The organism is Gordonia aquimaris, from assembly GCF_026262595.1.
Lineage (GTDB): Bacteria > Actinomycetota > Actinomycetes > Mycobacteriales > Mycobacteriaceae > Gordonia > Gordonia tangerina.
In genome coordinates, this window is sequence record NZ_JAPKFM010000002.1 from 250093 (window position 1) to 262130 (window position 12038).

General features: G+C 66.3%; 10 protein-coding genes. 3 read left to right on the forward strand and 7 right to left on the reverse strand.

From position 1 onward, the window contains the following. Positions 1–24: 24 nt before the first annotated feature. Positions 25–864 carry a mycofactocin-coupled SDR family oxidoreductase gene (locus OSB52_RS03080; RefSeq protein WP_266060121.1) on the reverse strand — a complete coding sequence of 280 codons (840 nt, stop codon included), beginning with the start codon at positions 862–864 and terminating at the stop codon, positions 25–27. Between the two features lie 230 nt (positions 865–1094). Between OSB52_RS03080 and OSB52_RS03085 the strand changes: the two genes are divergently transcribed. After that, positions 1095–1598: a hypothetical protein gene (locus OSB52_RS03085; protein ID WP_266060122.1), complete on the forward strand. Its 504-nt coding sequence runs from the start codon at positions 1095–1097 to the stop codon at positions 1596–1598. A gap of 87 nt (positions 1599–1685) precedes the next feature. Here OSB52_RS03085 and OSB52_RS03090 read toward each other — a convergent pair whose 3' ends face one another. From OSB52_RS03090 to OSB52_RS03100, 3 genes are all read right to left on the reverse strand, one after another. Continuing rightward, positions 1686–1967 (reverse strand): hypothetical protein, encoded by a 282-nt coding sequence (locus tag OSB52_RS03090; RefSeq protein ID WP_235724062.1) that lies wholly within the window; start codon positions 1965–1967, stop codon positions 1686–1688. A gap of 22 nt (positions 1968–1989) precedes the next feature. Further along, entirely contained in the window at positions 1990–2820 is an 831-nt protein-coding gene (locus tag OSB52_RS03095; protein WP_235724061.1) for an SGNH/GDSL hydrolase family protein, read from the reverse strand. 143 nt (positions 2821–2963) lie between these two features. After that, the gene (locus OSB52_RS03100; protein ID WP_266060125.1) at positions 2964–4166 is read right to left on the reverse strand and encodes a lipase family protein; all 1203 of its coding nucleotides are present in this window, start codon (positions 4164–4166) and stop codon (positions 2964–2966) included. A 111-nt stretch (positions 4167–4277) separates the two neighbouring features. Here OSB52_RS03100 and OSB52_RS03105 point away from each other — a divergent pair, with 111 nt between their 5' ends. Together OSB52_RS03105 and OSB52_RS03110 are read left to right on the forward strand one after the other, a co-directional pair. Next, on the forward strand, positions 4278–6164 hold the full coding sequence (locus tag OSB52_RS03105) for a glycosyltransferase family 2 protein (protein ID WP_372475048.1): 1887 nt from the start codon (positions 4278–4280) through the stop codon (positions 6162–6164). A 41-nt stretch (positions 6165–6205) separates the two neighbouring features. Next, complete coding sequence (locus OSB52_RS03110) at positions 6206–8398, forward strand: acyltransferase family protein (protein ID WP_266060213.1); 2193 nt, start codon at positions 6206–6208, stop codon at positions 8396–8398. A gap of 116 nt (positions 8399–8514) precedes the next feature. Here the strand turns inward: OSB52_RS03110 and OSB52_RS03115 are convergent, their stop codons facing one another. From OSB52_RS03115 to OSB52_RS03125, 3 genes are all read right to left on the reverse strand, one after another. Continuing rightward, entirely contained in the window at positions 8515–8964 is a 450-nt protein-coding gene (locus tag OSB52_RS03115; protein ID WP_235724059.1) for a DUF8820 family protein, read from the reverse strand. A 46-nt stretch (positions 8965–9010) separates the two neighbouring features. Next, positions 9011–10015: a DUF6745 domain-containing protein gene (locus OSB52_RS03120; RefSeq protein WP_266060126.1), complete on the reverse strand. Its 1005-nt coding sequence runs from the start codon at positions 10013–10015 to the stop codon at positions 9011–9013. Between the two features lie 407 nt (positions 10016–10422). Then, positions 10423–12018: an HNH endonuclease signature motif containing protein gene (locus OSB52_RS03125; protein ID WP_266060127.1), complete on the reverse strand. Its 1596-nt coding sequence runs from the start codon at positions 12016–12018 to the stop codon at positions 10423–10425. Between the last annotated feature and the right edge of the window lie 20 nt (positions 12019–12038).

Below are 12038 nucleotides of genomic sequence, written 5' to 3' on the forward strand. Positions count from 1 at the left end.
CGATGGTGCGGTACGCGGAGATGGTCAGCTGAAGCCCGGCTGAACCAGATGCCCCGAGTCCACCGGAATCGCCTGCCCGGTCACCGCATATGCCTGGTCGGAGACCAACCACAGCACCGCATCGCTGATCACCTGGGCAGGCAGCGCGCCCTGGCCGTCGAGAATCCCGTAGCCTGTGGCGCCTTCCTCGAGGCTCGACCTATCGCCGCCGGGACCGCCGTTCATCATGTCGTAGACGTCCTGGTAGTTCGTCATCGGAGTGTCGATGACGCCCGGGCACACCGCGTTGACCCGAATGCGGTGCGGTCCGAGTTCGAGTGCTGCCGAACGCATCACGCCGAGCACGCCGTGCTTGGCGGCGCAGTAATGGATGTAGTTGGCGCCGCCTTCGAGGCCGTTGATCGACGAGGTCAGCACCACCGCGCCCGATTTCTGTTCGATCATCGTCGGCGCCACCGCGCGCAGTGTCTTGAATACACCCGTGAGGTTGGTGTCGATCACGTCGTTCCATTGATCGTCGCCCATCTCGTGCAGTGGCGCCATGCTGTGAATGCCCGCGTTGGCCACCAGGATGTCGATGCGACCGAACTCGTCGAGCGCCTGGCGAACTGCGGCGCCGATGGCGTCGGTGTCGCGTACGTCTGCGGTGATGGCGAGGCACCGCCGGCCCGTTGACTCGACCTCCTTGACGGTGCCCTCGAGGTCTTCGCTGGTGGCGAGGTCGTAGTTCATGCTGTCGTGCGAACCCGTGGTGTCCACGGCGACGATGTCGGCACCGTGCCCCGCGAGGGTTGCGGCGTGTGCTCGTCCCTGGCCGCGTGCGGCGCCGGTGATGAAGGCGACTTTGCCGTCGAGCTGTCCCACTGTTCTCTCCTTAAAGCATCGGGTGAGAGATCGTTCACGAGTCGGGTACCCGTGTGTGGTGAGGTGAAACTCCGCGAAGCGGCTATGCCGGACATTGCTGACGCGGCAGCGGCATGGCTTGTGAGTCCCACCACCCGAACGGCATAGGCGTTCGGTAGCTGATAGGTTTCGATGCGGATAGCAAAGGCTTTCCAGCGCAACAGCGTTCACGAAATCTTCGGGGAGATTGAATGAAGAAGACAGTTGTGTCAGGCATCGCCGTACTCACGCTGGTGGGAACAGCGGGTGCGGCCGGGCTGGCTACGGCGCCCGCGTACGCGGCACCGACCGCGTCGGTGACGGCCGGCTCCACACCGACGTTCATCGGGCTGGCACCGACCGCCGCCGAGAAGCAGGCCATCAAGGATTCGGTGCTCGCGGCGCTGCAGTCGTCGCCGGTCGCCGAGGAGACCGAGACCGAGAGCGACAGCGCCGTAGACAACAGTGCTACGACGGACGAGTCCGCCGACACCGGGACCGGTTCGGCGGGATCGTCGAGCGGCTCCTCGTCGGGTTCGGCCGACCTCGCTCCGCTGCTTGACGACTTCCTCGACAACTTCAACTGGGCGATCGTCACCGTGCCGTTGATCTCGGCGTTCCTGCAGGCGCAGGGCCTGCCGGCGGTGGTGGCCACACCGCTGGCCCAGCTCATCTGGGGAGCCATCGAGTCCATTCTCCCGGCGCGGGCCGCGTAGAAGGCGACTCTCACCGTCCGGATCGGCTCCGACGCATCGCACCGACCGCGATCGTCGGAGCCGATCTGTGTGTTGGTGGCAGTGTGCTCAACGTCGGCGGTGTCGTCCCCCGGAACGCGCTCGCCAGAGCGTGATCGCCGCGATGATCACGCCGATCACCGACAGCAGGTCCGATTCGGTGACGCCATGGGCGCGGCTGTAGCTCCACAGCACGCGCCCTTCGATGGGGCCGTTGCCCACCACCCACATGCCCGACACCACGACCAGGGCGATCGCCGCCTGCACCGATGGCCGCGCCAGACACCACGCGCCGGTCACGAACAGCAGGTTCAGGATGACCAGCGCGTGGAACGACGCGGACGCGCTCATCGGCCCGAGACCCCGGAGCGGGCTACTGCGCTTCGGGCAGCCCGTACGCCGCCAGCACCGTCTTGGTCCACAACTGCTGGCCGTCAGCGTTCGGGTTCACACCGTCGCGCAGCAGCGCCGACAACTGAGTGTTGTCGGTGGGGAACGCTGAGTTCACGTCGATCACCTGGATGCCCTCGGCGTCCATTGCGGCGGCGAAACCCTCGAGTTGCGCGTCTGCGTTCGCGCCCTGGGCGGGACTCTGTTTGATGGCCACCAGGTCGGCGTCGGGGTATTGCGTGCGCAGTTCGTCGATCAGCGGCTGCAGCTGGGGCGCCAGCGGCTGCGTGGTGTCTTGAGTGTGCCCGAAGTTGAGCATGATCAGGTCCGGCGTCACGTCCGGGGCGATCATGGTGTCCAGATTCTCGAGCGTGTAGTCGGCGTCCTTGCCGGATGCGCTGGCATTCCAGTAACCGACCGGGCCGTTCGGGCCGTCGCCGAGACCCACCATCTCGCCGTAGCTGTTGGTGGCGGTGTTCCAGTACTTGGTGGCCACCGGGCGTTCGAGTGTCTGGCTGATGGACTCGCCGAGTGCCGGAGCCCAACCGTTCTTGTCGGCGCCCGTCGAGTCACCCAGCAGCACGAGCGTTTTCGGGGTCTCCGGGTTGGCTCGCGCATCGTCGACGAACGCCACGGTGGCCGGGGTCTGCATGGCGGTGCTCGTGGTGGGCAGCGACTGCGCGGCCGGCGACGTCGGCGCGGTGCGATTCGACGACACGATCAGTCCGACGACCAGGATGATGACGCACACGCCCATGACGATCCACGCCCACAGGGGCGCCGAATCCCAGATCCGCTTCACAACTTTCGGCATCCCCGCACACTCCAGACTCCGGAATCGACCACAAACCCACAATTCGCCGGTCTGCAGCGCCGGTTTGCTTCAGCGCCGCCCCCGACCGTGTCACTGTAGCGGGCAATCGGCCCGATGTTCTCGGTGAGTCGGCGCCGGTGAGCTCAGCAGTCGCTCGGCACGACCTGCCCGGCGAGGCGGTCGCTCATCCATTTCGCCATCATCGAGCCTGGATCCAGCGAATGTCCCTGTCCTTCACGGCGTACGCGCAGCACCCGGTCGTCGACGTCGCAGGCACGCGTAAGTGTGAGTTGCATTACATCGGGCGGGATGATGTCGTCGCGGCTGCCGTAGAACGCGACGATCGGCACCTCGGTGTGCTCGCGTGGCAGCGCGTAGGACTGCACCGTATCCATCAACTCGTCGGCGGCCGCCGACGTGACGGCGGTGAAGGCCTCGGCATCCGGTGGGGCGGGTTGGGTGGCCAGGGCGGTGCCCGTCGACGAGCACGACAGTGCCGGTGTGACACCCGCTCCGAGATGGTCTGCCGGCGTCACCTGCTCGGCCCCCTGCGCCACTCCCTGGACCAGCAGGGGATAGAGGTAGCGTTGCGCCACCGTCAGCGTCTCGTCCTGAGCGTTGCGCACCAGGTAGGTCGCATCCAGCAACGGTGCCACCGCGACCACCCCGAGCAGTTCGCCGGTGTCGTCGCCGTAGTCCGCGTACTGTTCGGCCGTCGCCCACGCCGCCGAGCCGCCCTGGGATCGTCCCACCGCGAACCACTGCGACCCGATCGACGGCTCCACGGAACGCGCCGCGCGGACCGCGTCGATCACGTTGTAGGCGGCCGTGTGTGGTTCCAGATACGGGTGTGCGGCGCTCTCACCGGTGCGGATACCGAGCCCCTGATAGTCGGTGGTCACCACGGCATAACCGCGACGCAGGAAGTCGTCGACGGCACCGAGGTCGCCGAACATGTCCGGGCGATCCGACGGCGCGCAGTCGCGGCTGATACCGGTGGTGCCGTGCGCATAGGCGATCAGTGGCCACCCGTCGTCCGGTCGCCGTTCATCCGAAGGTATGAAAACGGCGCCGCTGACCGCGGTGGCCGCTCCGTCCACACCCGACGTCGAGCGGTAGACGATCCGGGTGATGTCGGTGCCGTCGGGCAGGGTGGCGGCCCACGTGTCCAGGCCGGGGTCGGTGCGCATCACCTCACCGCGTCCGGTGCGGGCATCGGCGCTGATCGCGACCCCCGACGATGTGCTCGCCGGTACCTCGGTGGTGTCGGTGGACGCGCAGGCAGCGGTCATCGGCAATGCGGCCACCATGCAGGCCATCACCGCTGACTTCCACCGCTTTTGCACACGAGAAAGGTAGCCGCTCCGCCGCAATGGGCAACCTCGACCACCGGCAATGCACGCCCGAGGGTATTTCCGCGGTTTGCGTAGACGGGCGGGGTCACCGATTCTGATCGGGTGGAGTTGACGATCGGGGGGCGCGACTCGGCGATCGACGCAATCGCCGACGCCGATACCGAGCCGATCTCCGTCGCTCAACGGCCGTTGAGTCGCCGCAAGTCCGAAGCGCCTGCGCCGGAATATGATCCGCAGGCGGTGGCGCCGCCCGACGACGACGAGGTCTACGACTATCTGGGCCCGCAGATGCGCTGGATCCAGTTGTTCCTGATCGCGGCTTTCGTGCTGGTCGGGTGGTCGATGATTCTTTTCGCCACCGGTCGCCCCTATTTGTGGCCGGTATTGATTGTTCTGGCCGCAAATGTGATCGGAACCACATTGTCGACATTGACCGGTACATACCGGCGCCGGGTGACGTGGCAATCGCATCAGCGCACGATCACCGAATGGCAGACCCACGACGGCTGGCATCCGTCGGTCGACGTCTTCCTGCCGACGTGCGGTGAGAGCCTCGACATCCTGCGCACCACCTACCGGCACGTCCGGGCGTTGCAATGGGCGAGCCCGTTGACCGTCTACGTGCTCGACGACGCCGACCGCGACGAGGTGCGTGCGCTTGCCGCCGACCACGGCTTCCGCTACATCGTCCGACCCGACCGTGGGCATCTGCGCAAGGCCGGCAACCTGCGGCACGCGTACTCGGTCAGCGCCGGCGAGTTGATCGTCATCTTCGACGCCGACTTCTGCCCGCGGCCCGACTTTCTGCAGCACCTGGTGCCCTACCTCGACGACCCGCAGGTGGCCATCGCGCAGAGTCCGCAGGCCTTCGCCACCACCGAGGCGATGAACTGGATTCAGCGCACCGCCGGGGCGACCCAGGAGTTCTTCTACCGCTGGGTGTTGCCGTCGCGCGATCGGATCGACGCGGCCAATTGCGTCGGGACGTCGGCGGTCTACCGCCGCAGCGCGCTCGACGAGGTCGGCGGGTTCGCCGCCATCGAACACTCCGAGGATCTGCACACCGGGCGGCATCTGCAGCAGGCGGGTTACCAGATCCGCTACGTGCCGGTGGTGCTGTCGCGCGGGCTGTGTCCGTCGGATCTGGCCGGCTTCCTCAACCAGCAGTACCGCTGGTGTCAGGGGTCGCTGTCGCGGCTGCGCAACGACCACATCGAGGCGCCGCGACGGATGCGGATACGGCAGTGGTTCGCCCACTGGGCGGGCATCTTCTACTACCTCACCACCGCGATGAACGTCTTTTTGTTGTTCCTGCCCGGCATCGTCATGGCCGCGGTGTATCCCGACGATGTGCGACCCGAACAGCTCGTCCCGTTCCTGCTGGGTCTGTGGGTGTATGTGGTGCTGTTCCCGCTGGTGTCGCGCTCGCGGTGGCGGCTGGAGGTGCTACGCGTGCAGATCGCCTACAGCTTCGCCCACACCATCGCCATCTGGCACAAACTGATCGGGCGCGAGATCGACTGGGTGCCGACCGGGGCGATCGGCAAGAGTAACGCGCTGGCGCGGTCGATCTCCTGGCTGGGAACTGTCTCACTCGGCGGTTCGCTGCTCGCGTTCTGGGGGTTCATCCTGCGCGACATCGTGGTCTATGGGCTCGTCGACTTCTGGATGATGTTCGGCTTCGTTCTCGCCTACACCTACTTGGCCGGCCCCCTGCTCCTCGAGTTCCTCCGAGTTCTCTTTCCCCGCCTGACGCCGGCCTCCGAGCAACGGGGTGCCCCGTTGGCGGAGGCGCCTGTTTCGGAGCCTGCCGACGGCTCACGAACAGCGGTCCAACCGCTCCCGACCCGCACCGACCACCGCCCCCGCTCCACCAACTGGAACCGCATCACCGCGTGGGAGGTGATCGGCTACACCAGCGCGATCGTGTTCATCGGTGCGCTGGCGTTGGGCTGGTTCGACATCATGCTGCCGTGGGCGGGCGCGTGACGACAGTCGACGACGAGGCGCCCACTGAACCGATCCGCTCGGTGAGCGACACCCGGTCCCCGGCCGCGAAGACATTCTTCGACGACATCGCCGGCCTGCGTGGCATCGCCGTACTGCTGGTGGTGCTGTTCCACGCGCATGTCCCGTTCGTGACCGGCGGATTCGTCGGCGTCGACATCTTCTTCGTCATCTCCGGGTTCCTCATCACGCGGCTGCTGATCCGCGAATACGAACGCACCGGGTCGTTGTCGTTCAAGGGATTCTACGCGCGGCGGGCGCGGCGGATCATTCCGGCGGCGGCGTTGGTGATCGTGGTGTCGACCATCGGTGCCGCGCTGACCATGCCGCTGCTGAAGGTCTTCAAACAGGCCATCGATCTGCTCGCTGCCGCAGCGCAAGTTGCCAATTGGCATTTCCTCTCGCAGAACGCCGACTACCTGGCCGGCGCCATCGACGGCAGTCTGGCAACTCATTTCTGGTCGTTGTCGATCGAGGAGCAGCTGTACTTCGTGTGGCCACTGGCGGTGTTCGGCGCCGCCGCCATCGCCTCACGTACCGCCCTGCGCCGCCACGTGTCGATGCGGGTCGCCGTGGGAGTGGTGGTGGGCGCGGTGACGCTCGCCTCGCTGATCGCCGCCATCCGGATCACCCCGACCGATCCAGCCACCGCCTACATGGCCACCTACACCCGCGCGTGGCAGTTCGGTGTGGGCGGGCTGATCGCGGTGGTGGCACCGTTGTTCGCGTTGCGGTGGAAGTCGCCCCGAATCACTGCGGCCGTCGCGATCCTGGTGGGATGGCTCGGCTTCGCCGGCATCATCGTGGCCGCGACGATGATCGACGCCCACACCCCCTACCCCGGCACGGCCGCCCTGTTGCCCACCATGGGTGCTGCCCTGGTCATCGTCTCCGGCCAGCTGTTCCCAGCCTCCGCCCGAGCCCCTTTCGCGCCGCTGCGCCCTTCCGCTGGTCGAGTGGCTTCCGAGCCGCTGCGCCCTTCCGTTGGTCGAGTAGCTTCCGAGCCGCTAGGCGAGGAGGCGTATCGAGACCAGTCCCACCGCCCAACCCTCACCGTCGCCCGCCTCCTCGCCACCCCACCCCTGACATTCCTCGGCCGAGTCTCCTACGCCTGGTACCTGTGGCACTGGCCGGCGATCGTTCTCTTCGAAACCGTCACCGGCGCATCGTCGTGGCCAGTTCTGCTGCTGGTCTCGCTGGTCGCGCTGGGTATCGCGACCCTGTCGACGCTGTTCTTCGAAGAACCGATCATCAACAACCGCGAGCTGCGACGCAACGCCTCGGCATCGATCTCGGTCGGCGTCACCGGGGTTGTCGTCGGGCTCACCGTCACGATGATCGCCGGCATCCTCACCGTGCAGATCGCCAGCCGCGACACCGTCGCCAATGCCGCGCTCAGCTACCAGTCGGTGTTCGGGAACGAGCGTGGTGAGATGGCGGGGCCAGTGGTGCCCAACCCATTCCAGGCCTACGACGACCGACCCGAGCCGCACGACTGTCTGATCCCGGTCGGCGAGAGCACCGCCGGCCACGACTGCACTTTCGGTCCCGACCATGGCACCCCGGTCGTGGTGTTCGGCGACAGTCACGCCGACCAGTGGTCCGAAGCGATCCGCAGCATCGGCGCCAGCCATGGCTGGCGGATTCATCAGTTCACCAAAGCGGCCTGTCCTGCACAGAATCTGGCGCCGCGTCGCGGAGTCGGCGACCCCTACAACCAGCCGGAGTGCCTCCGATGGCGCGACGGAGCGCTCGCCGACATCCAGGCGGTGGCGCCCCGCATCATCTTCGTGTCATCGTTGTCGACCTACGTGCCCGACCGCGACGACGTGGAGCAGGCCTGGGACGACACGCTGACGGCCCTGCGCGCGACCGGCGCGAAGATCGTCTACATCGCCGACACCCCGTACCCGGGTTTCCAGATCGCCGACTGCATGTCCGGGGCGATGGACAACTGGCACAAGTGCGATTTCGAGCTCGACGGCTTCACTCGCATCGAACCGATCCTCGACGAGCAGGCGCGCGGGCAGAGCACCGATATCCTCACCATCGGCGTCAATGACCTGCTGTGCGACGGCAACCTGTGCTTCCCGGCACGCAACAAGATCCTCTTCTACCGTGACGACTCGCACCTGACCGCGACCGCCGCCGAGGTGCTCGAGCCGGCGCTGGTACGCCAGCTCGACGCCGCGAGGTTCGACTACGGCGGCCGCTGAACAGCCGGTGGAGTTTCACGCGCGCCCAGCGATCAACCGCGCGCGCAGTTTCACGCGCGAGTGATCAACGCACGCGCGAGGACTCTGGTGACGACGGCCGACGATCCGCCCGTGCGTCAATCGGCGATGAATTGCACCTGACCGAACAGACCACCGGTGCCGCGTTCGCGTTGGCGACGAATCACATAGCGGCCCGGTGCGATTCCGGTGGCGCCATGTTCGGGGTGGATGAGGTAGGCGACGACGTCGTTCTCCAGGATGCCCAGGGCGAGTAGGGCTTCGTCGCGGACCGGCGACGACCACCTGCACCTGCCCCCGTCGGCCACCAGCGTGTGCGGATTACCGCCCGCGGCGCTGCGCAGGAGTTCCACCCCGGACAGTGGTACGTCCACCCGCTGGGTGTGGTTCACCGATCGTACGTCGCCGGCGACGAGGTGATAGGGGATCACCAGCAGGTCGCCTTGCGCCTGCATGCCGTCGATCACCGGGATCGAGATCGATTGGTCGAGATAGTCGAAGACGCTCAGGCCGCTGCGGTGGGTGAGGTCGGACAGGGTCATGTTCATGTGATCACCGTGGAGGTTGTTGTGGGTGGGAATCGGGGGACTCGGATCAGGTACGTCGGAGGAGGCTCGCGTAGTGTGCCCCGCGGAGGCCGTAAGTCCATCCGGCCGCGTCGACCGCAGAGGATATCCAGCCGGGTATCTGCAGACCGTAGCGGCGACGGTGACCGTCTCGTTCGCGAGAACCGTTGACGGCGAGCAGGATCTTCTCGTTCGTGCGCCATTCCGGCGGTGTCGAGTAGAGCTGCAGAGCGCCTCCAGGGTTGCCGGGATCGGGGGACTGATCCACCAATCTCAGGCCGGCAGCATCAATGTAGTTGTCCCAACCGATCCGCTCGATCGCCGTTCGACGGACCTCGACATTGCGTTCCCGCGCAATCTTTTCCGGTGAAGGATCGTCGATGACCCAGTCCGGAACCACGGTCCCGTGCACGACGTGTACCCCCGTACCGTCGACGAATTCCACTGCGCGGCGGTCCGGGTGATGCAGGCGCCGCTCGCCGTGTAGACCGGCCGGCGTCGGTTCGGTGTGGATCGCGATCGGTCGTTCGGCGAGGACGCACACGTCGTCGAACGGCCACCACCAGCCGGTGGATGTGGCGAGAGCCGCCTGTATGTCAACTGTCGCGTGGTCGGACGCGGACGCTCGGGCAACGCCGCAGCGCCACAGTGCGTCGCAGATCGCGACCCGGTGTGCCTCGTGTTGCCCATACCAGGCGACCACACCGTGCAGTGGCCTCATCTTGGTCCGGATCGTCGCGGCGATACCGGCGAACAGGCTGGTGCGCAACGAGTTCTGCACGGCTGTGTGAATGATCGCCCGCGGATCGATCCCGATGTCGAGCGATTCTTGGATGGTCATCTCGGCAGCCGCGTACGGCGCCACCCGGAGCTCCCGTGCCGCCCGAAGGTCGAGGACCGGAACCCGCTGCCCAGGTCGCTCCCCGGTCACACGCTCGCGAGCTCGGCTGATCCGGTCGGCGATACGGCGCGAGGCGCTGTCGCGTGACAGCGACACGGAGGCTGTCAGTCCCTCGGCCGTTATGAGCTTCACCGCGGCCGGTGGTGAAGTGGTCCAGACGAACTCAGGTTCCGGGTAGCCGCACCATCGATATAGTTGTGCGACAGCGGCTTCGGCGGTGTCTCGGTCGGCCGGCAGGGTGCACAGACCGTGTTCGAGCCACGTCGCACGCGCCTCGGTGATCTCTGCTGCCAGATCTGTGGATGAATGACGCTGAATGATTCGGTGACGAGTCGGCGGGGTGATCACGGCGCTCACGCGATGGTGGCGGTGTCCGCCTTTCCGGTAGTCATAGCAATCAAGAGTGGCACGGGATCGTCTCTCGCGCAATACCCGGTTGCCCAACCTGACGATCGGCCAAAGTTTTCGCGCGCCCAGCGATCACTCGCGCGTGCAGTTTCACGCGCGGGTGATCGGCGGGCGCGCGAGGACCACGCGACCTACCGCACCCGGGCCAGCAATCGTCGTCGGGCCTGGTGACTTGTTTGACGCAGCTTGCGCTTTCGTCGTCGAGTACGTGCGGCGAGTCGTGCCGGGGAGATCGGCTTGCGCCGAACCGCCGCGTCCGCAGCCGGTGGTTTGGTTTCGGCGGGTTGTGGGTCCTCGCTGATCGTGCCGCTGCGGAGGTAGTGTTCGAACAGTTCGCCGACCTCGTGGATCCGGTTGACCTGGGGTGGTCCTGGTGGGCTGCCGTCGAGTGGGTTCAGTGTCCATCCGGCTCGGCCGGCGTCGCGGCCGTGGCGGATGATGCGGGTGGTCCATTGTCCGGGGTTGGGGCCGACCATCCGGTTGTGTGGTGGGCAGGCTGGTGCGGTGGTGTCGATGTCGGTGGTTCCGCCGTCGGCCCAGTCTTTGTCTGCGTGATGGATTTCGACGATCGCGCTCGGATTGGAGCAGCCTGGTTTGGAGCATCCGCTGCCGCCGTCTTGGGCGAAGTGCATCAACCGTTGCGCCTGGTTGGCGAAGCGTTTGGCGGTGCCCAGATACAGCGGTTGGGCGGTGTGATCTTTGAACACGGCGAGGTGGAATTGGGCGCGGGCGGCCATCTCGATGATGTCGGCGATGGGGAGCTGGGTGCCGGTCGCGGTGTGCCCGAACCCGGCACGATCCCGCAGGTCGGTTTCGTTGACCTTGACGATGATGTGTGGCGGCAGACCGCGGTGGCTCTTGCCGAGCACACCGCCGTCGAGGACCAGCTTGAACAGGGCTTCGAGGGCGTCGTGGTTGCGTTGGCCGGTCGATCGATTGTCGCGCCCGGCTGCCTCTTTCAGTTTCTCGATGTCGGCGTCGAGAGTCGCGCCGCGTGGGGAGTCCTTGTCGTCGGGATTGTTCATCCCGGGGGCGGCCATTTTCGCCAGGATCACGTCGAGCATGGCGCGGGTGGTGGGTGTGAGGGCACCGTCGAACTCGCTCATCGATTGGTCGTCTTGATCACCGATGAGTACCGAACGACGCCGGGCGCGGTCGCGTTCATCGGCCAGGGTGCCGTCGGGGTCGATGCGGCTCAACAGTTCGGCGCCGGCCTTCAGGATCTGTTTCGGTGTGAGGGTGCGGGCGAACTCGGCCAACATCGCCTCGGCCTTCTCGGCGACGTCGAGTGGCACCGAGCGGGGAATCTTCTTCACCACTTTCAACACGGCATCGACGTGGGCGGGGGTGGCCGCGCCGTCGGCGACCACCGCGGCCAGTCCCGCATAGCGTGGTGGGGTGAGTTCACCTTGTAGGGAACGGAATTCGGTTAGGGCCCGCATGTGTCGCATGCGGCGGCGGTGATCGGGGATACGCAGATGGTGGGCCATCATCTCGCCGATGTGGCGGTAGCCGAGTTGGCCGGGCACGCCGCGGTCGTTGCAGTCCATCATCCGGCGATGCCCGATCAGACTCATCCGACGATGGGCACGTTCGTGTTGTTCGGCCACATCCAACACCGCGTCATCCATGGCGGGGGTGGTATCGACGGCATCGATACGATCCAACAGGTCATGCAACTGCGCATACAGCTGCTGCACCTCACTGAGCTGATCTGTGCCCGACACTGCGAATTGTGATGTATCGG

Bases quoted from the DNA above. Each gene is read 5' to 3' on its own strand.
- OSB52_RS03085 (WP_266060122.1), top strand. From the start codon at position 1,095: ATGAAGAAGACAGTTGTGTCAGGCATCGCCGTACTCACGCTGGTGGGA.
- OSB52_RS03090 (WP_235724062.1), bottom strand. From the start codon at position 1,967: ATGAGCGCGTCCGCGTCGTTCCACGCGCTGGTCATCCTGAACCTGCTG.
- OSB52_RS03115 (WP_235724059.1), bottom strand. From the start codon at position 8,964: ATGAACATGACCCTGTCCGACCTCACCCACCGCAGCGGCCTGAGCGTC.
- OSB52_RS03095 (WP_235724061.1), bottom strand. From the start codon at position 2,820: ATGCCGAAAGTTGTGAAGCGGATCTGGGATTCGGCGCCCCTGTGGGCG.